This window comes from Streptomyces flavovariabilis (assembly GCF_000725785.1).
GTDB lineage: Bacteria > Actinomycetota > Actinomycetes > Streptomycetales > Streptomycetaceae > Streptomyces > Streptomyces hawaiiensis.
In genome coordinates, this window is sequence record NZ_JNXD01000001.1 from 617,642 (window position 1) to 639,929 (window position 22,288).

Annotated in this window: 22 protein-coding genes and 1 tRNA gene; 8 read left to right on the forward strand and 15 right to left on the reverse strand. The window is 72.9% G+C overall.

What is annotated here, in order from left to right; all coding sequences use genetic code 11:
* Positions 1-6 precede the first annotated feature (6 nt).
* Positions 7-2,661 (forward strand): phosphoribosyltransferase, encoded by a 2,655-nt coding sequence (locus IO24_RS0102715; protein ID WP_031131343.1) that lies wholly within the window; start codon positions 7-9, stop codon positions 2,659-2,661.
* Positions 2,661-3,470 (forward strand): HAD family hydrolase, encoded by an 810-nt coding sequence (locus IO24_RS0102720; RefSeq protein WP_031131344.1) that lies wholly within the window; start codon positions 2,661-2,663, stop codon positions 3,468-3,470. Before IO24_RS0102715 ends, IO24_RS0102720 begins: the two co-directional genes overlap by 1 nt.
* Here the strand turns inward: IO24_RS0102720 and IO24_RS0102725 are convergent.
* The 4 genes from IO24_RS0102725 to IO24_RS0102740 all read right to left on the reverse strand — a co-directional run bounded on the left by IO24_RS0102725 (position 3,391) and on the right by IO24_RS0102740 (position 6,761).
* Complete coding sequence (locus tag IO24_RS0102725) at positions 3,391-4,173, reverse strand: DedA family protein (protein WP_031131345.1); 783 nt, start codon at positions 4,171-4,173, stop codon at positions 3,391-3,393. The genes IO24_RS0102720 and IO24_RS0102725 overlap by 80 nt on opposite strands.
* Positions 4,174-4,220: 47 nt before the next feature.
* A complete protein-coding gene (locus IO24_RS0102730) occupies positions 4,221-4,436 on the reverse strand; it encodes an FmdB family zinc ribbon protein (protein WP_031131347.1) in 216 nt (71 codons plus the stop codon).
* Positions 4,437-4,458: 22 nt separating this feature from the next.
* Positions 4,459-5,859 carry a hypothetical protein gene (locus IO24_RS0102735; protein WP_031131349.1) on the reverse strand — a complete coding sequence of 467 codons (1,401 nt, stop codon included), beginning with the start codon at positions 5,857-5,859 and terminating at the stop codon, positions 4,459-4,461.
* Positions 5,860-5,933: 74 nt separating this feature from the next.
* Positions 5,934-6,761 (reverse strand): DUF4097 family beta strand repeat-containing protein, encoded by an 828-nt coding sequence (locus IO24_RS0102740; RefSeq protein WP_031131352.1) that lies wholly within the window; start codon positions 6,759-6,761, stop codon positions 5,934-5,936.
* 212 nt (positions 6,762-6,973) lie between these two features.
* On the opposite strand from IO24_RS0102740, the gene IO24_RS0102745 reads away from it, so the two are divergent.
* Positions 6,974-7,045 (forward strand) — tRNA-Val (locus tag IO24_RS0102745).
* 76 nt (positions 7,046-7,121) lie between these two features.
* On the opposite strand, the gene IO24_RS0102750 is transcribed toward IO24_RS0102745, so the two are convergent.
* Entirely contained in the window at positions 7,122-7,673 is a 552-nt protein-coding gene (locus tag IO24_RS0102750; protein WP_031131354.1) for a hypothetical protein, read from the reverse strand.
* Positions 7,674-7,874: 201 nt separating this feature from the next.
* Here IO24_RS0102750 and IO24_RS0102755 point away from each other — a divergent pair, with 201 nt between their 5' ends.
* Together IO24_RS0102755 and IO24_RS0102760 are read left to right on the forward strand one after the other, a co-directional pair.
* On the forward strand, positions 7,875-8,273 hold the full coding sequence (locus tag IO24_RS0102755; protein WP_031131356.1) for a DUF6153 family protein: 399 nt from the start codon (positions 7,875-7,877) through the stop codon (positions 8,271-8,273).
* Positions 8,274-8,371: 98 nt separating this feature from the next.
* Positions 8,372-9,028: a DUF305 domain-containing protein gene (locus IO24_RS0102760; RefSeq protein WP_031131358.1), complete on the forward strand. Its 657-nt coding sequence runs from the start codon at positions 8,372-8,374 to the stop codon at positions 9,026-9,028.
* A 12-nt stretch (positions 9,029-9,040) separates the two neighbouring features.
* On the opposite strand, the gene IO24_RS0102765 is transcribed toward IO24_RS0102760, so the two are convergent.
* Positions 9,041-9,394: a hypothetical protein gene (locus IO24_RS0102765; protein WP_031131360.1), complete on the reverse strand. Its 354-nt coding sequence runs from the start codon at positions 9,392-9,394 to the stop codon at positions 9,041-9,043.
* A 51-nt stretch (positions 9,395-9,445) separates the two neighbouring features.
* Positions 9,446-10,342, reverse strand: a complete 897-nt coding sequence (locus tag IO24_RS0102770) for a ketopantoate reductase family protein (protein WP_031131362.1) — start codon at positions 10,340-10,342, stop codon at positions 9,446-9,448.
* 101 nt (positions 10,343-10,443) lie between these two features.
* Here IO24_RS0102770 and IO24_RS0102775 point away from each other — a divergent pair, with 101 nt between their 5' ends.
* Positions 10,444-10,668 (forward strand): DUF2277 domain-containing protein, encoded by a 225-nt coding sequence (locus tag IO24_RS0102775; protein WP_031131364.1) that lies wholly within the window; start codon positions 10,444-10,446, stop codon positions 10,666-10,668.
* 15 nt (positions 10,669-10,683) lie between these two features.
* Here the strand turns inward: IO24_RS0102775 and IO24_RS0102780 are convergent, their stop codons facing one another.
* The 6 genes from IO24_RS0102780 to IO24_RS0102805 all read right to left on the reverse strand — a co-directional run bounded on the left by IO24_RS0102780 (position 10,684) and on the right by IO24_RS0102805 (position 18,028).
* Entirely contained in the window at positions 10,684-11,970 is a 1,287-nt protein-coding gene (locus IO24_RS0102780) for a phosphatase PAP2 family protein (protein ID WP_031131365.1), read from the reverse strand.
* Between the two features lie 126 nt (positions 11,971-12,096).
* The gene (locus IO24_RS0102785; RefSeq protein WP_037667085.1) at positions 12,097-12,669 is read right to left on the reverse strand and encodes a DedA family protein; all 573 of its coding nucleotides are present in this window, start codon (positions 12,667-12,669) and stop codon (positions 12,097-12,099) included.
* Positions 12,670-12,978: 309 nt separating this feature from the next.
* Positions 12,979-13,431, reverse strand: coding sequence for a DoxX family protein (locus tag IO24_RS0102790; RefSeq protein ID WP_031131369.1), 453 nt, complete (start codon positions 13,429-13,431; stop codon positions 12,979-12,981).
* A gap of 83 nt (positions 13,432-13,514) precedes the next feature.
* Positions 13,515-15,386 (reverse strand): FAD/NAD(P)-binding protein, encoded by a 1,872-nt coding sequence (locus IO24_RS0102795; protein WP_045295892.1) that lies wholly within the window; start codon positions 15,384-15,386, stop codon positions 13,515-13,517.
* 282 nt (positions 15,387-15,668) lie between these two features.
* The gene (locus tag IO24_RS0102800) at positions 15,669-17,306 is read right to left on the reverse strand and encodes an alkaline phosphatase D family protein (RefSeq protein ID WP_031131374.1); all 1,638 of its coding nucleotides are present in this window, start codon (positions 17,304-17,306) and stop codon (positions 15,669-15,671) included.
* A 77-nt stretch (positions 17,307-17,383) separates the two neighbouring features.
* Positions 17,384-18,028: an HNH endonuclease family protein gene (locus IO24_RS0102805; protein WP_031131376.1), complete on the reverse strand. Its 645-nt coding sequence runs from the start codon at positions 18,026-18,028 to the stop codon at positions 17,384-17,386.
* 390 nt (positions 18,029-18,418) lie between these two features.
* On the opposite strand from IO24_RS0102805, the gene IO24_RS0102810 reads away from it, so the two are divergent.
* Both IO24_RS0102810 and IO24_RS0102815 read left to right on the forward strand, forming a co-directional pair.
* Positions 18,419-19,000: a TMEM165/GDT1 family protein gene (locus IO24_RS0102810; protein WP_031131378.1), complete on the forward strand. Its 582-nt coding sequence runs from the start codon at positions 18,419-18,421 to the stop codon at positions 18,998-19,000.
* A 208-nt stretch (positions 19,001-19,208) separates the two neighbouring features.
* A complete protein-coding gene (locus tag IO24_RS0102815; protein WP_031131381.1) occupies positions 19,209-19,868 on the forward strand; it encodes an HAD-IA family hydrolase in 660 nt (219 codons plus the stop codon).
* Positions 19,869-20,301: 433 nt separating this feature from the next.
* On the opposite strand, the gene cpt is transcribed toward IO24_RS0102815, so the two are convergent.
* Both cpt and IO24_RS42425 read right to left on the reverse strand, forming a co-directional pair.
* Positions 20,302-20,856 carry a chloramphenicol phosphotransferase CPT gene (gene cpt / locus IO24_RS0102820; protein ID WP_031131383.1) on the reverse strand — a complete coding sequence of 185 codons (555 nt, stop codon included), beginning with the start codon at positions 20,854-20,856 and terminating at the stop codon, positions 20,302-20,304.
* Between the two features lie 27 nt (positions 20,857-20,883).
* Positions 20,884-22,281 (reverse strand): peptidoglycan-binding protein, encoded by a 1,398-nt coding sequence (locus IO24_RS42425; protein WP_063768058.1) that lies wholly within the window; start codon positions 22,279-22,281, stop codon positions 20,884-20,886.
* Positions 22,282-22,288 lie beyond the last annotated feature (7 nt).

Consider the following 22,288-nt stretch of genomic DNA (forward strand, 5'->3'; position numbering starts at 1 on the left):
GAATCCATGGAGAAGGCGGAGAAGGCGGAGAAGGCAGTGAACGAGGGGGAGCACCACGAGGTGCGCGCCGATGCGCCGGCCGGGCCGGCCGACGCAACCGACGGCGTCTGGTCCGGCAGCTGGGTCGCCGAGCGGCTCGGTGTCGAACTCGTCGGCGACGACCGGCTGACCGGCCTGCTGGGGCTGGCGCTGCGCCGCAACCCCAAGCGCGCCCACCTGCTCGTGTCGAACGTGCTCGGCAAGCACGTGCCGCAGTCGCCGTCCGTCGTGTACGGCTACGGAGTCGAGCTCGGCCGCCGGGTGCGTGACCTGCTGGGCGACGACGAGGCCCGCAAGGCCGTCGTCCTCGGCTACGCGGAGACCGCGACCGGCCTCGGCCACTCCGTCGCCGACGGGCTGGGCCTCGCCCCCTACCTGCACTCCACCCGCCGCCCGGTCGCCGGTCTCGCCCCGGCCGGCGGCTTCGAGGAGTCCCACTCCCACGCGACCTCGCACCTGCTGCTGCCGGAGGACCCCGCGCTGCTCACCGGCGACGGGCCGCTGGTCCTGGTCGACGACGAGTTCTCCACGGGGAACACGGTGCTGAACACCGTCCGGGATCTCCATGAGCGGTATCCGCGGCGGCGGTACGTCGTGGTGGCGCTGGTGGACATGCGGTCGGCGGCCGACGCGAGTCGCCTCGCGGAATTCGCCGGGGAGATCGGCGCGCGCGTGGATCTCGTGGCAGCGGCTTCGGGCACGGTGCGGCTGCCGGAGGGGGTGCTGGCGAAGGGGCAGGAGTTGGTGGCGCGGTACGAGTCAGAGAGTGCCGCGACAGGTGATCGGTCGTCTGCGGCAGCGTCGTGGCCGGTCGCGCAGTTCCCCGCGCCCCTTGAGGGCGTTGCCGCCGACTCGCCAGGGGCGCGGGGAACTGCGCGAACAGCCCCCACCGGCCCGCACCCGGACGACAACCGTGCTCACCCCCACGTCACCCGCATAGACCTGCGCTGGCCCGAGGGCCTGCCCGACGGCGGCCGGCACGGCTTCACTCCCGCGCACCGGAAGCGCCTGGAGGACGCGCTGCCCGACATGGCGGCCCGGCTCGCCGACGCACTCCCCGCCGATGCCCGCCGCGTGCTCGTCCTCGGGTTCGAGGAGCTGATGTACGCGCCGCTGAGGCTGGGCCAAGAGCTGGAGCGGGTGACGGACGCCGACGTCCGCTACTCCACCACCACCCGCTCGCCCGTCCTCGCCGTCGACGACCCCGGCTACGCGATACGCACCCGCCTGCGCTTCCCCGCCCACGACGACCCCGCGGACGGCCCCGGCGAGCGCTACGCCTACAACGTCGCGGGCGCCGGCTTCGACGCCGTCGTCGCCGTCGTCGACTCCGCCGCGGACACCCCCCGGCTGCACGCGCCCGACGGTCTGCTGGCCCAGCTCGCCGCGCACACCCCCGAGGTCCTCCTCGCCGTCGTACCGTCGTACGCCCCCGAGGCCCCGCACGCCCCCGAAAGGCCCTCCATGCTGCCCGAGCCCCTCCGCGGCCCCGTCTTCTCCTCGTACGCGCCCGAGGAGGTCGGCTGGCTGCTCCAGGACCTCTCGGACGTGACGCTGGAGGCGCCGACCGAGGAGCGCGAGGAGGCCATCCAGAGCGGCGGCGCGCACTACGCGGAGTCACTGCCCGTCGAGTACCAGCCCAGCGAGCAGTACCAGGAGCTGTTCCACGCCGCGCTGGAAGACTCGGCGGCCCGTATCGCCCAGGCGGCCGGCGTCGTCACCGAGACGGTCCTCGCCGAGCGGTCCCCGCGCCCCGTGCTGGTCTCCCTGGCCCGCGCGGGGACGCCCGTCGGCATCCTCATGCGCCGCTGGGCCCAGCACCGGCACGGCCTCGACCTGCCGCACTACGCCGTGTCGATCGTCCGCGGCCGGGGCATCGACGCCAACGCGCTGCGCTGGCTCGCCGCGCACCACGACCCCCGGGACGTCGTCTTCGTCGACGGCTGGACCGGCAAGGGCGCCATCACCCGCGAACTCGCCCAGGCACTGGAGGAGTTCGAGAAGTCCGACGGCGTCACCGGCTTCAGCCCCGAGATCGCGGTCCTGGCCGACCCGGGCTCCTGCGTCCGGACCTACGGCACCCGCGAGGACTTCCTCATCCCCTCCGCCTGCCTCAACTCCACCGTCTCCGGCCTGATCTCGCGGACCGTGCTGCGCGCTGACCTGGTCGGGCCGCACGACTACCACGGCGCGAAGTTCTACCGCGAACTCGCCGGCACGGACGTCTCGGTGGCCTTCCTGGACGCCGTGGCCGCCCGCTTCCCCGAGGTCACCGACGCGGCCTGCGCCCAGGCCAAGGAACTGCTCGCCGCCGACCGCTCGCCCACCTGGGAGGGCTGGGCCGCCGTCGAGCGCATCAGTGAGGAGTACGGCATCCACGACGTGAACCTCGTCAAGCCCGGCGTCGGCGAGACCACCCGGGTCATGCTGCGCCGCGTGCCCTGGAAGGTCCTGGCACGCGCCGGGGCGGGCAGCGACCTCGACCACGTACGCCTGCTCGCCGAGCAGCGCGGTGTGCCCGTCGAGGAGGTCGACGCACTGCCCTACACCTGCGTCGGCCTGATCCACCCCAAGTACACCCGCGGCGCGACCGGCGCCGACGGCAAGGCGGTGACGGTCTGATGCCCGCACTCGTCGCGAGCGACCTCGACCGCACCCTGATCTACTCCGCCGCGGCTCTGGCGCTGACCATGCCGGACGCCCGGGCGCCCCGGCTGCTGTGTGTGGAGGTGCACGAGAGCAAGCCGCTGTCGTACATGACGGAGACGGCGGCCCGGCTCCTCACCGAACTGGGCGACGCGGCCGTGTTCGTGCCGACCACGACCCGGACACGCAAGCAGTACCAGCGCATCAATCTGCCGGGCCCCGAGCCCACGTACGCGATCTGCGCGAACGGCGGCCACCTTCTGGTGGACGGCGTCTCCGACCCGGACTGGCACGCGCAGGTCACCGCACGGCTGGCCGACCAGTGCGCGCCCCTCGCCGAGGTGCAGGACCACCTGCTGAGAGTCGCCGACCCGGTCTGGGTGCGCAAACACCGCGTCGCCGACGACCTCTTCGCCTACCTCGTCGTCGAGCGCGAACTGCTCCACGAGGACTGGGTGAAGGAACTCGCGGTGTGGGCGGAGAACCGCGGCTGGACCGTGTCCCTCCAGGGCCGCAAGATCTACGCCGTCCCCAAGCCGCTCACCAAGAGCGCGGCGATGCGCGAGGTCGCCCGGCGGACCGGGGCCGATCTCACCCTCGCCGCCGGTGACTCCCTGCTCGACGCGGACCTGCTCCTCGCGGCCGACCGGGGCTGGCGCCCGGGCCACGGGGAGCTGGCCGACACGGGCTGGACGGCTCCCGCGATCAGGGCGCTTCCCGACCGGGGTGTCCTCGCCGGGGAGCGGATCCTGTGGGAGTTCCTGGAGGCAGTGCGGGGCGCCTGAGAACTCGGGTGTCCTGGTCGTCGTGCGGGTGCGGCGTCGCGGTGGCTCGTCGCGCGGTTCCCCGCGCCCCCTCGGGGCGCGCCCCTCCGCGGCGTCGTAGCAGCCGCACTGCGATGAACGCCGCCACCGCCACGGCGGCCACGGCCAGGACCACCTTCGAGTAGGTGGAGACGATGTCGCTCACCTGGTGCCAGTTCGCGCCGAGGAAGTAGCCCGCGAGCACGAACACCGTGTTCCAGATCGCGCTGCCCAGGGTGGTCAGCCCCAGGAACACCGGCAGGCGCATGCGCTCGACACCCGCCGGCACCGAGATCAGGCTGCGGAAGATCGGGATCATCCGGCCGAAGAACACGGCCTTGGTGCCGTGCTTGAGGAACCACGCTTCGGTCTTCTCGATGTCCGAGACCTTCACCAGCGGCAGCCGGGCCGCGATCGCCACCGTCCGGTCACGGCCGAGCAGCGCGCCGACTCCGTACAGCGCGAGCGCGCCGATCACCGAGCCGGCCGTCGTCCACAGCAGGACGGCGAGCAGACTCATCCGGCCGCTGCTCGCGGCGAACCCGGCGAGAGGCAGGATCACTTCGCTGGGCAGCGGCGGGAACAGGTTCTCCAGGGCGATGGCGAGCCCGGCACCCGGCGCGCCCAGCGCGTCCATCAGGTCGTTGACCCACTGCGGTCCGGCGTCCGCTGCGATGGCTGTCATGCAGCCACGCTAGGAAACCGAAGCTGAAGGATTCCTGAGGACGGGCGTCAGCCGCAGCAGCCGCCACCGCAGCAGCCGCCGCCGCCCGCGCGGGGCGCCGGAGCCGGGGCGGAGGCCGAGCCGCCGACCGCGACCGTGGAAAGGAGCTTCACCGTGTCGTCGTGTCCCGAGGGGCAGGCCGCGGGGTCGGAGGACTCGGCCATGGGGCGGCTGAGTTCGAAGGTGTCGCCGCAGGTCCGGCAGCGGTACTCGTAGCGAGGCATGCGCTCAGGTTAACCGGCACGGTCAATGGCCGGCGCCGCGTTCCTCGCGGATCTCGGAGACCACGTGGGCCACGGTGCGGCGGACCGCTTCCGTCTCCGTGAGGAAGTGCCAGTAGTCGGGGTGGCGGCCCTCGAGGCCGGCGATGGCGCGGTCCAGGCGGGAGACGGCGTCGTCCAGGGGGCGGGCGTGGCGCGGGTCGGGGGTGTTGCGGCCGGCCATGGCGAGACGCTGGGCGTCACGGATGGCGAAGCGGGTGCGGTCGATCTCCTGCTGCGGGTCCTTCTGCACGGCGTTCAGGCGGTGCAGGCGGTCCCCGGCGGCCGAGACGGCCTCGTCGGTGCTGTTCAGGAGGGCCCGTACGGTCGACAGCAGGGCTGTCGCGTCGGCCCAGCGCTGTTCGCCGCGGGCGGTGTGGGCCTCGGCCAGTCTGGTCCCGGCCTGGCGGAGGTTCTCGGCGGCGGCGTCGGGGACGTGCTGCAGATCCTGCCAGCAGGCCGCGGTGAAGCGGCGGCGGAGTTCACTCAGGGTCGGTTCGACCTGCTCGGAGCGGGTGGTGAGGGCCTGGGCGCGGGTGCGCAGGGAGACGAGCCGGTGGTCGATCTCGGCGGCGCGGTCCGGCAGCCGCTCGGCCTCCACACGGACCGCCTCGGCCGCGCGCGTGACCCGCTCGGCCCGTTCCAGGGTCTGCGGCACGCCGTGCTGCCCGGCGCCCTGGTTCAGCTTGGTGAGCTCCGGGGAGAGGGCGGCGAGCCGGGCGGCGAGGTCGTCCGCCGTGAGACCTGACGCCCGTGCCGAGTCGAGGGCGTTGGAGGCGGCGAGCAGGGCCTGACGGGCGCGTTCGACCGCGGGGGCGAGACGGGCCAGCTGGGTTTCCGCCTTGCCGAGGAGGGGGCCGAGGCCGTCGGTGAACCGGTCGAGCTCCTGCTTGACCCGGCCGAGTTCCTCCTTGGCGGCGGTCAGCTCACTGCGGGCGCGGGTGGCGGCGGAGGCCTCCAGGTCGTCGCGGTCGAGGTCGTGGGCGTCGACGGCGTTGATGTACTGGTGGCTGGCTTCGTCGATGCGCCTGCCGAGGGCGTCGAAGCCGTCGACGGCGCGGCGGGCGGCGGGGGAGTCGTCGACGGCGGTGATCGTCTCGATGGAGATCCGCAGGTCGCGCTGGGCGGTGTCCAGCTCGTAGAAGGCGGCCGCGGCGGCGTCCTTCGCGGCCTGGGCCTCGGCCCGCTGGTTCTCGGCCCGGCCGCCGAACCAGCGCCGGGTGCCTCCGCCCGCGAAGGCCGCGGGCAGGGCCAGCGCGGCCAGCAGGGGGAGCCCGATCAGCGTGAGCGTGTCCCGGAGCGGGCCGGGGGCGTGGGTGGTGAGGCGATGCGGGCGATGTGCGCGCGGCACCGACGGCGAGTCCGGCTGTCCTGGTGTCGCCGTCACATCCCTCTCCCGTGCTGTGGTCCACCCTGCCCGGTGTCATTCTCCCACCGGTTAAGGACGAACACACGGGCCGGTCAGTTCGCCGTTCGCACTGTCACTTTGCCGTCGCCGGTGTGGGCGGACACCATATGGGAGCTGGTCTCGTCGCGGGGCACCGACACATCGACGCCGCCGTCACCGGTCTCGGTGGTCACGCGGTAGGTGGCTCGGGGCAGTGCGATGCTCACGGAGCCGTCACCGCTGCGGGACTCCACGCGGTCCGGTACGACACCGAGTTCGAGGCGGACCGAGCCGTCGCCGGTCCGGGTGCGGACGGTACGGGAGGAGACATCGGCCCGGATGGACCCGTCGCCGGTGCGCATCCGCAGCGGACCGGTGGTGTCGCTGACGCGGATGGACCCGTCACCGGTGCGCAGCTCCAGGGGGCCGGTGGTGTCGCTGACCCGGACGGAGCCGTCGCCCGTGCGGATGCTCAGGGGGTCCCGGAAGCCCCGGGCGCGGACACTGCCGTCGCCGTCCTGGACCTTCACGGTGACACCGCGGGGCACCTCGATGCGGTGCTTGGCCGAGCAGTCGACGACGATGCCCGAGCACTTGAGCCGCAACACCAGGCGGTCGTCCCGCATGTCCCAGGTGACCTTGGGCTCCTTGCCGACGACGACCGAGCCCCGGAACCACCGGGTGACCTCGATCTTGCCCGCCGGGTTCGTGCCGGAGGCGACGATCTCGAGGGCCGAGTCGTCGGAGTCGACGGTGAGGGTGCGGCCCTGGAGACCGAAGGACCGGTGCTCGGGGTCCGTGTCGTCCCCGGCGGACGCGCCGCATGCGCTGAGAGCAGCGACGAGCACCACGGCGGCACCGGCGAGTGCGGTGGCGCGGGCAGAGGCGGTGAGTGTGGTCATGACGGTTTCCCCCTGGACGGACGACGGGCGCTCTGGGGCGCTCTACGACCGTATGGATCCGGGGCCCGCCGGGGGATCCGGGCCACTCCCGGATCAACAGTGGGGTTAACCCCAGGTACGGGGCCCGCCACGGTCCCGCGATACGGGTTTGCGGGACCGCGCCCCGGGCAATGTAGGCTGTCGACTCGTCCTGGGCGCGTGGCCCGGGAGCCGGGTGCGTAGCTCAGGGGTAGAGCGCCTGCCTTACAAGCAGGATGTCGGCGGTTCGAAACCGTCCGCGCCCACAACACCGAGTTTCGGGCCGGAGGCCCTCCAGGAACATCCCTGGAGGGCCTCTCCTGTTGTCACCCCGGCGGCAAGTCAGTAGTTCGCGTTGGCGAGGAGTTCGCCGTCCTTGTCGTACACCGTGACGAGGCCGTTCTTGGACTCGTAGCAGGAGGTGAACGCGGAGGCGATGAGTTTGCCCTCGCCTTGGTGGGGGCCCATCAGGCCGCCGCTGAAGTCGGTGAAGACCTCCGCCGCGTCGAGGATGTCGTTGCGCTTGTCCGTGCCGGTCACCTTTGTGACGTGTTCGACCGCGGCCTGCTCGGTGTCCGTGCCGTTCTTGGCGACGCAGCTCCTGAACTGTTCGGCTTGGGGCTTGTCGTCGTTCGGCCCGGCCTTCTTAGGGCTGTCCTGCCCGGGCTTGTCGTCGGCGGCGACGGCCTTGTCCTTGGCCGAGGTGTCGCTGCTGTCGTCGCCTCCGCCGCCCGTGGCGACGGCGGCGATGACGAGGAGGGCGAGGATGCCCGCGCAGCCGAGGCCCGCGATCTTGCCCACGCCGCGCTTCTTCGGCGGCTGGGGCGCAGGGGCGCCGTAACCGGGCTGCTGCGGGTGGGGCTGGTGCGGCTGCTGCGGGTACTGCTGGCTCATGGGTCCCCCTCGGGATCATTCGGGTGGTGCGGGAGTACGACACGCCGGGGGAGCCGCGTGGTTGTAGAGGGTTGAACGGGTTCACCTGATGGGGGTACGGCCCGTCGCACATCCGGCGGCGACCCGTGCGTGTGTCCACCCCGGCCGCGGGTGTCCACCCCGGCCCGGTGCCGGCTCAGGACCTGTCTCTACGATGAGCACGTGAACAGCCCCGGACAGCGCGCTTCGCGACCCGCCGTGCGGCGGGGGCATGTGCTGTGCGTGCTGGGGCTGTTGGTGGGGTTGCTGGGGATGCACGGGCTGGCGCCCGGTGGCGGTCTGCCTCGGCAGAGTCATGGGCAGCAGGCGCACGTTCTGCGGGTCCACCCGCCCCAGGCCCAGGTCATGTCCTCCGGGCACTGCGGTCACGGGCATGTCCAGCACGCCGACGCGACCTGTGCGTCGGGGGCCGTGGGCGGTGGGCCGGTGGTGCCCCCGCTGGTTCCCGACCCGGCCCCCGTGGGGGCGGGGGAGAGCGCCGTACGGGCGTACGCGGTCGTGGACACGGATGGTGCCCGCGCCCCGCCTTCCCTGGCCGAGCTCCAGCTTCTGCGGATCTAGACACCACGCATCACGCCGGCCGGTACCGACCCGGTGGCGGCGTGGTGCCTCCGTCGTGTCCGCAATCCTCAGTTCCTTGCAGAAGCAGGAGTTCACGCATGAGCAACAGCATTCGTACCCTGGCGCGCCGCGCTGCCCTGGTGGCGGCGACGGGTGCCGCGGCGGTCGTCCTCGCGGCCTGTGGCGGTGACGGTGCCGACCGTGCCGCCGGCGGTGCCGGCCACGGCGACGCCGGAAGCCACGGCCCCACCGGATCCCCGTCGCCCACCGGTGCCCACAACCCTCAGGACGTCGCCTTCGCGCAGGGCATGATCCCGCATCACCGGCAGGCGCTTGAGATGGCGCGACTGGCCGGCGGCCGGGCCTCCACCGGGGCGGTCAAGGACCTCGCGGCGCGGATCGAGAAGGCGCAGGATCCGGAGATCAGGACCATGACCGGCTGGCTGAAGGCCTGGGGCGAGGACGTCCCCGCGGCCGGGGGTGACGGCATGGACCACTCCGCCCCGGGTCACGCGGGCATGCCCGGCATGATGGGTGACGAGGACATGGCCGCGCTGGAGAAGCTGACGGGCAAGGCCTTCGACGTCCAGTTCCTGACCCTGATGGTCGAGCACCATGAAGGGGCTGTGGAGATGGCCCGGACCGAGCAGAGCAAGGGCCGCTACGGCCCCGCCAAGGCCATGGCCGACGACATCGTCACCGCCCAGAAGGCCGAGATCAGCGAGATGAAGAGGATGCTGGGCGACAAGAGCTGACCCCTGCGGGCGTCACGGGGTTCCGCCGGTCTCCTCCGGCGGAGCCTCGTGCGCGTGCTTCAGCCCCGAGCGGGCCGCCACCCGCTCGGGCCCGGCGAGTCCGGACCAGTAGCGGTGGGTGCTGACGAACACCGCGAGTTCGTGCTCCCGCTGCCGGAGCTTCTCCACCTCGGCCTGTTCGTCGGCGGTCCAGCCGGGGGAGGCGGGGCGTTCCACCTTGCGCCAGCCGTTGTCGTCACTGAATCCGTCCAGCGGCTCCACCGACCAGGGAAGCCGCTTCAGCAGGGCCGACAGCTCGGCCCGGACCTGATGGAGTTCCTCCTGACCGGCCAGGAGGTCACTCGGAAAGTCATAGGTCGTAGCCACGGCCCAATGATACGCCTGTTCGAATTAGGTGGGCGAGTTCCTTCCTGTGGTTCATGCGAACGTGTGTACCTCGCCCACCACCCGGGCCGCCACCGGAGCCGGTACGCCGTGGCGCTCGGCCGCGCGGAGCAACGCGCCGCCGATGGCGTCCAGTTCGACCGGCCGCCCGGCCTCGGCGTCGCGCTGCATCGACGACTTCGTCGATGGCGGGAAGGCGTCGTAGCGGGCGAGGGCCTGGGCCGGGTCCGCCGGGCCGCCGCAGGCGTGGCTGATCGCGGCGGTCTCCTCCACCAGGGCGGTCAGCTCGTCGCGGTGCCGGGTGCGGATGTCGCCGAGGGGGAGGCCGTACCGCGTGGTCAGCAGGGCGAAGGGGGCCAGGAACGACATCTTCGCCCACAGGGCCGCAGTCTCGTCCTCCAGTACGCGGGTGGCCGGACCGGCCGCGGCGAAGGCCTCGGCGAGGGCGTCGAGGCGCGGCCGGGGCACGTCCGTGCCGGTCAGGTCGATCTCCGCGAAGGGGCTGCCGTGGGCGATGACGCCCGGCGCGACACGGGTGGACTCGACGCGGATCACGGCGGGGGCCACGCGGTCGGGCCGGTAGCGGGCGCGCAGGGCCGCGGGGTGTTCGACGCCGTTCAGGAACGGCACGAGAAGAGCGTCGGACAGCGCCCGGGCGGGGACGCGCGCGAGGGCGGCGTCGAGGGCGGTGCCCTTGACGGTGACCAGGCACGCGTCGACCGGTTCCCGCAGCTCGGTGTCCGCCTCGACGCGGGCCGAGAAGTCGCCGAAGAGGGCGCTGCGGACCTGGATGCCGTCGGTGCGCAGGGCCTCGGCGGTCTGCTCGCCGGACAGGCAGATCACGCGGTGGCCGGCGCGGGAGAGCAGGGCGGCGAGCAGGCCGCCCACGCCGCCGGGGCCCAGGACGGCCACGGTGAGTTCGTTCGTCACGAGGAGTTCCTCTCGTCGGTCGGCTCCGGGACGGTGGCCGCCTCGGAGTGATCATGGCAGCGTCGCTGTCGTACGGGGGCGGGAAGGGTGAGACTGGGGGCATGTGCCGGAGTATCAAGACGCTGCGTCCGCCCGCGATGCCCGAAGAGGCCACCGAGGCCGATGTGCGCGCTGCCGCCCTGCAGTACGTGCGGAAGGTTTCGGGATTCCGCGCCCCCGCCGCTCACAACCAGGAGGTGTTCGACCGCGCCGTGGAGGCCGTCGCGCAGGCCACGGCCGAGTTGCTGGAGGGCCTGGAGGTCCGCGGGGCCCGGAAGGCCGGCTAGGCCGGCCCCCGGGGCTCAGACCGCCAGTTCGGGCTGCGGTCCGGGTTGCGGCGCGGGAGTGGCCTTCGCTTCCCACAGCCTGGTGATCCGCAGGTAGCCGTGGACCACCGAAGCCATCGCCAGCAGCAGGAGGGGGCCGGAGAGCCACGGGTAGGCGGCCATCTCCATCGGCAGGAAGCGGTAGGACGCCAGCAGCACCGCGAAGACGACCGTTCCATAGGCGATCAGCCGGACTCCCGCCCGGTCCCAGCCGCGGTCGTACGTGCGCAGCGCCGCCTCGACCGTGTACGCGAACACCACTCCGGCGACGAGGTCCACGCCGTAGTGCCAGCCGAAGCCCAGCGTCGCTGCGAGGGTGGCGATCAGCCAGAACGTGCCGGCGAGACGCAGGGCGCGCGGCCCCCTGCGGGAGTGGATGAAGATCGTGGTGGCCCACGCCGTGTGCAGGCTGGGCATGCAGTTGCGCGGGGTGATCTCGTCGAACGGCATGGCGTACGGGGTGGTGATCGGCGGCAGGGTGTTCGGCCACAGGTTCGCCGCCGCCCAGTGTCCGCCCTCGGGGCCGTAGGCGAAGACCGGCCCGACCACGGGGTAGATCATGTAGACGGCCGGTCCGAGCACGCCGATCAGCAGGAAGGTGCGTACCAGGTGGTGGCGCGGGAAGCGCTGCTCGGCCGTCACGTTGCGCAGCTGGTACAGCGCCACACAGACCGCGGCCACCGCGAGCTGGGCGTAGACGTAGTCGAGGGCGTGCTCGCCGACCGGGCCGCTCGCCTTCAGGAGCCGGCCCGCCAGCCACGACGGGTTGCCCAGTGCGTGATCGGCCATGGCGACGTACGGGTCGAGTGTGACCGGGCGGGTCTGCGACGTGATCAGCAGCCAGGTGTCCCCGGTCTTGCGGCCGGTCACCAGCAGCAGGCCGAGCCCGACGCCCTTCAGCATCAGGACGCGTTCAGGACCCGTGCGGCGCGCGAGGGCGAAGACCGCGACGCCCAGGATCACCCACAGCGCGCCGTTGCCGAACGGGTGGCCTTCGCCGGGGTGGGCGCCGATCGCCCACCGCACCAGCAGGAAGACGAGGTCGATGCCGATCGCGGTGCCGAGGGCGATGAGCCGTTGCCGCCAGGTGAGCACCACCATCGTCAGCGCCAGGCTGGCGTAGAGCAGGAACCCGGACTTGGGGGCGTGGATCACCTCGCGTGCCTGCGTGGTGATCGGCCCCGGTATGCCGAGGTGGTGCGCGGCGATCTGGAGCGCGACGAGGAATCCGAGAGTGATCACGCCTGCCGCGGCCCACAGCATCGCCCGGGGGTGCCGCCTGGCGGCGAGGGCTGTCAGTTTTATTCGGGAGGCTTTCCGCGACGCCGTGGTGGTCAATGTCTCAGCCGCTTCCAGGTCTTGGTGGTCGTGTGGTGGGCCGGAGCCGGTCTACGACGTCCGCGGCTCTCGCCGCATCAGATACGCCGCCCCTGCCCCGGCGCCGAACAGCGCCCCCACCGACACCGCCGTCGCCAGCCAGCTCGCGCCCAGCAGGTGGGCGCCGAAGTAGCCGAGGGCGACGCTGTACGTGGCCCAGGTGAGACCGGCCAGGGCGGACCAGGGCAGGAAGTCGCGGGCGCGGCGGCGGGCGGCGCCCGCGCCGAGGGAGACCACCGAGCGGCCGGCGGGAGCGAACCGGGCGAGGACGACGAGGGCGCCGCCGCCACGGGCGAGGGCCGTGCCGAGACGTTCCTGGGCGGTGGTCAGGCGCCGGGAGCGGGAGATCGCCCGGTCCAGGCGGGCGCCGCCGCGCCAGGCGAGGCGGTAGGCCACCAGGTCGCCCAGGACGGAGGCGGTGGCCGCGCAGAGGGTCAGGGCGAGGATGTCGGGCACGTCGGCGGCCGTGCCCGCTGCCGCCGCCGTGGCCGCCGTGATCACCAGGACGCCGCTGGGCAGCACCGGCAGGAACACGTCGAGCAGGACGGACGAGGCCACCATCGCGTAGATCCACGGGCTGCCCATCGGCAGCCCCACTTGCTCCAGCACCGGAACTCCCCGTGACTCCCCCGTGGGCCAGACCGTGCCGCGATGGCGCGGGGGGAGCGGCAGGAGTGGCCATGACAGCCATAGAGCGTACGCCTGGGGTGTGACGGGCGGTTCACGGGGGGCTCATACGTTCGGTGCGGACTGTTCACCTCGTCGCGGCTCGTCCCGAGGTGTCGGCATATGTGCGAGTGCCACCGCGTCCGCCCTGATCACGGGCCGGGACGGACAGAGCGGCGCCTCCCCCCGGGGGGAAGGCGCCGCTGCGCGTCCGACAGGCCGGGCGGCTCAGGCGGCCACCGGTGTCTGGTCCGCGGAGCGCTGCTCCTGCGTGGAGGTGCGCTTGGCCAGCAGCCGGTCCAGGCCGAAGGCGCCGGAGCCCGTGAAGATCAGCAGGAACATGGCCCAGCAGTACATGGCCGCGCCTTCGCCGTTGTTCTCGATCGGCCACAGGGCCTGCGGCTGGTGGACCTTGAAGTACGCGTACGCCATCGCGCCGGAGGAGATGAACGCCGCGATGCGGGTGCCCAGGCCCAGCAGTACCAGGGTGCCGCCGACGAGTTCGATGACGGCCGCGTACCAGTTCGGCCAGGCACCGGTCGCGGCGGTGCCGCCCTTGCCGTCCGCGCCTCCGAGGACGCCGAAGAGCGCGACGGCGCCGTGGCAGGCGAAGAGCAGGCCGGTGACGATCCGGAAGAGTCCGAGCGCGTACGGCTGTGCGCCGTTGAGGCGAGCGGTCATGTGGGGGGTCTCTCCTTCGGTTGGCCGGCCCTGGGGAGGCCGGTCGGGGACGGATACCGCGGAGTAGCCCACGTTAGGTGCGCCTAATTGATGCTTGCAAGTTCAACATTTGGCCACGGCTTTGCCTCCCGTTGGGGCTCGGTTTCCGGCTCAGTCGCACGTAGAACGGCTCTCGCCACCGCATCCGCGTCCGAAAGAGTGACCGAATCCACCCCTGGGCGAGCCCCCGCGGCGGTCACCCAGTGCACGCCTTCTGTCGGTACACCGAACGCGAACCGCCTTGTGTGTGCAATACCTTGACGATCCATCAGATAATAAGGGCAGGGTGTGACGTCCAACCCGCCTGTCTCATAACCGTCGACATCGTGCGGGCGGCACCTCCCGCTGCGCAGCAGACCGGCGAGGAGGTCGTCGGCGGTGTGCCGCAGGTCCGGTTCCGGCAGGCGGGCCTCGATGAGAGTTCTCACACGGACGGCCGATCCCGGCACGTCCGGTGAGTGCGCAGACCAGGCCCCGTCCTCCTCCGTCACCCGCAGTCGCGGGCCGAGCACCCGCACCACTCCCGCCTCCATCAGGGCCGCGAGTTCCTCGATGCGGCGCCGCGGCGGGCCGATGGACAGGAACGCGTTGAGCGGGGTGTACCAGCGGTCCAGGTGATCCCGGCGGGAGGCGCCGGCGAGACCACCGTGGTCCACGATCAGCCGGAGTTCGTTGCGCAGGTCGCGCAGCACGTCCAGGGCCGCCTTCAGTGGACCGTGCACATTGCCCAGGGCGGCCTGGGCGGCGTCCTCGCGCAGATACGACAGCAGCCAGTCGCGCCACTCGCCCGGATGCGCGAAGTCCCGTCCGGCGTACGGGCGGGAGATCCGTTCCCAGCACCAGCGCTCGGCCTCCGGCACCCCGAACCCGTCCAGCAGTGGCGCCTCCAGGGGGTCGCCGTGCGGGACGGCGAGGAAGCGGCCGGTGAACTCCCGCTCCCGCCCGGCAAAGTCCGCCGCCCGCCGGATCAGCGCGCCGTAGTAGACCGTCTCCACCTCCTTCGCCACCAACGGCCATATCTCCGCCAGGAAATCGGGTGCCTCCCCGGAGTCCGCGCGCTTGCGGAACCCGGCGATCACCTCGGGGGTGAGGACGAGCGGGACGTGCCGGCCGTACGGCCCCTTCGCGTTGTCGCCGCGCGCCTGGTACGGGACGCCACGCCGCGAACCGGCGAAGAGCAGCGGCTCACGGCCGGAGGGGAGATAGCGCAGCTCCCCGCCGTCCCGTACGAAACGGCCGCCCCGGCCGGTCGTCAGCAGGGCCGTGTGGTCGAAGAAGTTGAGGCCGAGACCGCGCAGCAGGACCGGCTCGCCCGGGGGTACGCAGGCCAGGTCGACATCGGCCGGATTGGCGGGCGGGACGTGGCGCAGGCCGTGCCGTGCGGCATGGGCCGCCGGCCGCAGCAGGTCCGGGCCGGGGGTCCTCGGCAGGTGTCCCTGGGCCAGCACCACCGCGGACAGGCCGGTCAGGGTGCGGCCGTCGTCGAGGGTGAGGGCCTGGCGGTCCCCGGGGGTGTCGTCGAGCCGTACCGCGCGGGCCCGGTGTGTCTCGACCCGTACGTCCGGCGGTGCTCGCCGTACGACCTCGGCAAACACCCACTCCAGGTAGCGGCCGTACTCGGCGCGGGCCGGATACTCGTCCGGGCCCAGTCTGCCGCCCGCCCACTCGTGCAGGCTCGGGCCGGGGCGGATCGGGCCCGAGCAGTCCACGCTGGTGTCGGTGAACAGGGTCACCTGGCAGGCCACGGTGTTCATCAGCAGTTCGGGCGACTGGGCGGTGCGCCAGACGCGGCCGGGGCCGGGCGGGTCCGGGTCGATCACATGGACCGTCAGCCGGGTGCCGGGCGGAAGGAGTTCCGGGGCGGAGGCGCACAGGCGTTCCAGGACGCTGGTGCCGCGCGGTCCGGCGCCGACCAGGGCGACGGAGACCCTCGCGGGTCTCGCGGCCGGTCCGGGACCCTCGGCCGGTACGGATTCCTCGGTTTCCTCGGGCGACGCAGGCAAGGGTGGAACTCCCGGGCGTGGGGGGCGCGTGTCGGCGGTCCGCCGGGCAGGAAGCGGACGGTCCGCCTCATGATGCCGTCGCCGGGAGCGGTGACCGGGGCTCGCGGGGAAGCATTGACGGTCGCTGTGGGATGCCTCACTGGCAACACGGGGCATCGCGGAGCACAGCGGCGGCAAACGGTCGGAATGGTCGGGTTACGGGGCAAGCTCGGAATCCAGGAGCGTGGTCAGGCTCGGTCCCGTGCCCTGGCGGGCCTTGGCGTGCTCCAGACGCAGCCGGGCCGAGCGGCCCCGCAGGGTCAGCGTCATGAGCTGGTTGCCGAACCAGGGGCCGCCCGTCTTGCGCCAGCTGACCGGCGGCTGCGGGAGACGGCCGTGCCGGGCGAGGCCGCGGCCGATGCCCCGTGCCATCGCGCTCCAGCCGATGCGGAAGGCCAGCCGCATCGACAGCGGGACCGAGTTGTGGACGGGGGAGCAGACGAGCTGCACCACCCGGGCGTCCGGGTCCGGACCGGGCCACGAGGGCTCGGCGATGTAGGCGTGGTGCACATCGCCGGACAGCACGCACACCGTCGCCGGCGCGTGGTCCCCCGAGCCCGCCTCGGCGATCACCTCCGCCAGCCCGGCGAAGGACTCGGGGAACGCCGACCAGTGCTCCAGGTCGGCGGCGCGCCGCACCTTCTCCCCGAACCGCGCCCAGCGAGCGCCCCGTTCGCCGCCGCACAGCGCCGCGTTCCACCCCTCGGCGTCGTGCACCAGATGCGGCAGCAGCCAGGGCAGTGAGGTGCCGATGAGGAGGTGGTCGTAGGACTCGGGTGTGTCCCGCACCTGCTCGCGCAGCCAGGCCTCCTCGCCCGGGTCGAGCATCGCGCGCTCGTCCTCGGCGAGGACCCGGGCGGCCCGGCTGTCCACCATCACCAGGCGTACGCGCCCGAAGTCGCGCCGGTAGCTCCAGCGGACCGTGGCGGCGTCGGCGTCGGCCCGGGCGGCGAAGGCGCGCAGCACGTCGGTCCCGTCGGGGACCTCGCGGACCGCCTCGTACACCGGGTCGGCCGCCAGCTCTTCGAGGGAGAGGTTGCCGAGGTGCTGATGGACCCAGTAGGACATCAGGCCACTCAGCAGCCGCTCCTGCCACCAGCCGGTGGAGCGCATGTCGGCGAGCCAGGCGGCGGAGGTGTTCCAGTCGTCGATGACGTCGTGGTCGTCGAAGATCATGAAGCTGGGCACGGTGGACAGCAGCCAGCGGATGCGCGGGTCGAGCCACGACTCGTAGTAGAGGTGCGTGTACTCCTCGTAGTCAGCGACCCCGCTGCCCGGCTCCTCCTTCAGGTCGCGGCGGCCCGCCAGCCAGCGCTGGGTGTCGTCGGAGGTCTCGTCGGCGTAGACCTGGTCGCCGAGCAGCAGCAGGACGTGCGGCCGCTCGCCCTCCGGGTCGGCCGCGAGGCGGGTGGCGAGGGCGTCCAGGGCGTCCGGGCCGACGGGATCGTCGCCGCCCGCCGGCGGGGAGGCCCAGCGGCAGGAGCCGAAGGCGACGTTGAGGTCGCCCTCCGGACCCGGCGCGTGGATCGCCGAGGGCGGGAAGGGGGAGCCGGGCAGCGGCCACACCTGTGTGCCGTCGAGGAGCACCTCGTACGTCGTGGTCGTGCCGGCCGTGAGGCCGGTCACCGGGATCAGCGCGTAGTGGTGGCCCGCGATCTGGAAGCTGTGGGCCGTGCCGCCGGCGCCGTCGGCGCAGCGCACCTCGGCGGTGCACGGACGGCTCGTCTCGACCCACACGGTCGCGGACGAGCCGTCGGTGTACCTCAGCAGCGGTCCGAGGCGCAGTGCGCTCATGTCGTTCCCCTCTCCGTCGACCCGTACGGTACGGAACGACGGAGGTCAGCGGGGAGGTCCCGACACGAATCAGCGTGTCAGCAGCTCGCGAGGTAGTTCGTCAGGGCGGACTTCTCGGCCGAGTCGACCGAGAGGTCGTAGTAGTACTTCACCTGCACCCAGGCGCGGACGTAGGTGCAGCGGTATGCCGTCCGCGCCGGCATCCAGGTGGCCGGGTCCTGGTCGCCCTTGGCCTGGTTGACGTTGTCGGTGACCGCGATGAGCTGCGGGCGGGTCAGGTCGTTGGCGAAGGACTGGCGGCGGGACGTCGTCCAGGAGTCGGCGCCGGAGTCCCAGGCCTCGGCGAGCGGGACCAGGTGGTCGATGTCGACGTCGGAGGCGGCCGACCAGGTCGCGCCGTCGTAGGGGGAGTACCAGCTGCCGCTGGTGGCGGCGCAGGAGGAGTCCTGCTGGACGCCTGAGCCGTCGCGCTTGAGGACGACCTCGCGGGTGTTGCAGGTGCCGGACTGGGTGATCCAGTGCGGGAAGAGGTCGCGGTTGTAGCCGGTGCGGTCCTCGGCCGTCACGGTGAGCGTGGCGAGGTAGGAGCGGGCGGTGGCGCCGCTCACGGGGGTGGGCAGGGCGGCGGAGGCCGTGGGTGCGTTGAAGAGGGTCACGGAGGATATGAGGGCGGTGGCCGCCGCGGCCATGCTCAGCCGTCGACGCGCGTAGAACCTGGGCATGCGAACTCCCTGGGCAGAGGGGGGTGTTGGCTTGCGAGCGAGGGGAATGCTCGCGGTGCCGTGTTGCGCACAGGTGTGCGCCCGGTGAGAAGTTAGTGACGGGTGCATGACATGACAAGGTTCAGGCGGAAAGTTTCACATCAGAGGTGTCGCGTACCATGGACGGCGCAGAAGGGGAGTAGCTCTTCGCCGGACCGTCGACATACTGCTCAGCCCGCCTGAGCCGGCGCCCGGAGGCCGGTCCTTTCCCGGACCTGCCAGCGAGACCTTCGGTAAAGCAGTGCACGCCCGTGCCTCCCGGCTCGGGCGCCGAGTGTGCTGCCGTGCCGAGGTGTCGTGTGCGAAGGTCCAGCACTCTCGGTGGGGCAGCCCCGACCGATTGAGGAACCCTTGATCAGCCTGACCGTGACGGCCGTCGTCTTCGGCGTCGTCTTCCTCGCAGAACTGCCGGACAAGACCGCCCTCGCCGGCCTCGTCCTCGGCACCCGCTACCGCGCCTCCTACGTCTTCGCCGGTGTCGCCGCCGCCTTCGCGCTGCACGTCGCGCTCGCCGTCGCGGCCGGCAGTGTGCTGACGCTGCTGCCGCAGCAGATCGTGCAGGCCCTCACGGGCGTGCTCTTCCTGGGCGGGGCCGCGGTGCTGCTGCTGAAGAAGGGCGAGGACGAGGAGGAGGTCCGCCGGCCGGAGAACCAGTCCTTCTGGAAGGTCTCGGGCGCCGGATTCATGCTCATCCTGGTCGCCGAGTTCGGTGACCTGACCCAGATCATGACCGCGAACCTGGCCGCCCGCTACGACGACCCGCTCTCCGTCGGCCTGGGTGCGGTGCTCGCGCTGTGGGCCGTGGCCGGGCTCGGCATCGTCGGCGGCAAGGCGCTGATGAAGAAGGTGCCGCTGCGGCTGATCACGCAGATCGCGGCGCTGGTCATGCTGGCGCTCGGGGTGTGGAGCCTGTGGGAGGCCGTGACCGGGTGAGCCGGACGGGCTGAACAGTGGGTGAACGTCCGGCGGGGGCCCCTGGCGCGAAGCGGGGATTGTTTTGTACCGTGGAGGAACAAAGTGGCCTCCGCCCGTTTTCCCTGACCGGCGGGCGGGGCCGCCTTGTCCCCCCGGGCGTGCCGGTCGCGATCCGTCGTCCGCCCCTCTCCCGCGCTGGAACGCGCCCCGAGCCTTGGAGCTGCCGATGACGGCCACCGCCGTGCTCACCGCCCGCGCCCTCCTGCTGGACATGGACGGCACCCTCGTCAACTCGGACGCCTCGGTCGAGCGCGTCTGGCGGCGCTGGGCCGAGCGTCACGGGCTCGACGGGGACGAGGTCATGAAGGTCGTCCACGGCCGGCAGGGCTACGCCTCGATGGCGCTGTTGCTGCCCGACCGGCCGATGGAGCACAACCACGCCGACAACGCCCGGATGCTCGCCGAGGAGACGGCCGACACGGACGGGGTCGTCGCGATTCCCGGGGCACCGGAGTTCCTGGCCTCGCTGCGGGGACTGCCGCACGCGCTGGTCACCTCCGCCGACGTGCCGCTCTCGACGGCGCGGATGGCCGCGGCCGGTCTGCAACAGCCCGAGGTGCGGGTGACCGCGGAGTCCGTCGGTGCCAGCAAGCCCGACCCCGAGGGCTTCCTGAAGGGCGCCGCCGAGCTGGGGATCGCGCCCGCGGACTGCGTGGTGTTCGAGGACTCCGGGGCCGGCATAGCGGCCGGACGCGCCGCCGGGATGACGGTTGTCGGGATCGGGCCCCGGGCCGCGTCCCACGAGCCGGACGTGGTGGTGGAGGACCTCACGAAGGTCCGCGTGGAGGCCGCGGCGGACGGGACGATTCACCTGCACATCGGCTGAGCCCCGGCCTCGCGGGCTCATCCGGGCGGCGGGGGTGCGGGTGCCACGCCTGCGGTGAGGACGTGCGCGTCACGTCGGCGGCGGGAGAGCGCGTCGCTTGAGCGGCGTTGGTGTGCGCGTCACGTCTGCGGCGTGAGCGCGCGCGTCACTTGGGCGGCGAGGCTGCGCCGTCTACGTCTGCGGGGCGTGCGCGCGCGTCACTTGGGTGGCGAGAGTGTGCGCGACACGTCTGTGGCGAGAGTGAGCGCGTCGCTTGTGCGGCGTCGGCGCGCGGTGTCACGTCTGCGGCGGGGGGCCCGGGCGCCATTTGGGCGGCGAGCGGCGCCGGTTACGTGTGCGGCGTGGGGGCGCGCGTCACCTGGGCGTCGAGGGTGACCGTGTCACGTCTTCGGCGAGAGTGGGCGCGTCACTTGGATGGCGAGGGTGCGCGGTGTCACGTCTGCGGTGGGGGTGTCCGTGTTGCCTGGGCGGCGATGATGCGTGCGCACTCCAGGGACTCGGTGTGTGTCGTGTCCACCTCCACGTCGTAGCTCAGGCCCTCGTGCACGATCCGGGCCTGTGTCGCGGCCATGCCGCGGATGCGGTCTCCCCGGGCGATCTCGCGGCCCGCGGCGACCTCGCCGTCACACCGGACGCCGACCCACAGCACGGCGAGTCCGGACAGGGCCCTTTCCCACCGCTGCCGGGACGCCGGGCCCCCGAGGAAGACCTCGTCGACGATGATCCCGGCGCCGGCCCGGGCCATGGCGGCGATGCCCTCGGTCCAGGCCGCGTCCAGGGCCCGGAACTCCGCGCCCACGCTCACGCCGCCGTCGGCCGTGAACGTGATGCCGCTGTCCGAGTCCCGCAGCTTCGCGGGCAGCGCCGCCACGAACGAGTCGACACCGAAGGTCATCCACGGGCCGGGCAGGACCTCTTGCAGGCACCGGACGATCCCGGACTTCCCCGAGCTCGAACCGCCGTTGAGAACGATCACGTCAGTAGTCACGCCGTCACCGTAGGACGGGCGGGGCGGTCATGGCTCCCGGGTTTCCGACTCCAGCCTGGTCCGGGTCTCCCGGTCGTAGACGCCGAGGTCGTCGCTCTGGATGCCGCGCGACCACTGGTAGGTGCGGACCGCTTCCTCGAGCCGGTCGTCGAAGGTGCCGTCGGCGTCGTCGTCGTAGAGGTACAACTGGCGCAGGCGCAGCTGGAGTTCGGCGACCTCCGGGCCTCGGTCGCCGAGGCGCAGGACGGCGGGGCCGCCGTTCTGGCGGGAGTTGTCCGGAGGCGCCTGCCCGGGGCCGGTCGCCGTGGCGGACGGCGGCGATGCCGACGGGGAGGGCGACTGCGACGGGCTCGCCGAGGCGCTCGGTGCGGACGGCGACGGCGAGGCGGACGGGCTCCCGCTGCGGGACGGCGACGGCCTCGGTGCGGCCGGGGCCGGGGGAGCCGCCGAGGCGCTGCCCTGCGGGGGTGTGGACGCCGCGCTGCTCGGCGGGGCGTCCGGCACGCTCGCCCGGATGTCGTCCGGCAGGGCGGTGTCCCGGGACGGGCTCTCGTAGGAGAACAGTCCGGTCGCGTACCCCGCCGCCGCGACGATGGCGACACAGGCTCCGGCGGCGGCGATCAGGAGGGTCCGGCGCCGTCGCCCGGACCTCCGCGCGCCGGGCTCGCCCGTTTCCGGCGTGCCTCGATCCGCCCCCACCGTGCCGTCGAAAAGGCGCAGGTCGGTGACGCTCGGCTCGGCGGCGGCAGGAGCCAGGGGGGTCGGAATCACCGAGGTGGCGGGGGCGGCAGGCAGCACGGTGGTCGCGTCCGGGTCCACGGGGCGCAGAGGCATGGTGGCGTCGGCGGGGGAGGGCGGCCGAGCGGCGCTCCCGGGGCCCTGGGCGTGCGGGGCCCCGGCGGGGCCGGTGCCGGGCTGCCGGGCGGCGGGTGCGGGGGTGTGCGGGGCGTTCCGGTGCGGGGGTATGGCGCTGGTGTCCGGTGTGCCTCGGGTCGCGGGCCCGGGGGCCTCGGCGCGCGGTGGCTCCGGGGCGCCGCCCCCAGGGCGTCCGGGGGCGCCGTCGCGTATCTGCGGGTGCGCGGCCGGGAAGACGGGTGGGGTGGCCTCGGCCGGTGGTGCGGAGGGTGACGGTGTGGCCGGATCGGCCTCGGATGCCTTCACGGGTTGCGCCGGGGGCGGCGGCGTCGCCGCCACGGCCGGTGAGGAGGGCTGCCCCTCGCCGGTGTCCGGCCCGGTGGGCCCGGCGTCGATCTCCACGTACGGGCGGATCCGCAGCGGGTCGAAATCCTCCGCTGCCGCCACCTGCGCCGTACGGGCGTCGCGGAGGGCCTCGGAGGCTCGGTGGGTGCAGGCGCAGGCGGGGGTGTTGTCCCGCTGTCTGGGTGCGCCGCACTCCGGGCACGGGTGGCCGTTCGGCGGTTCCACGCGTTCC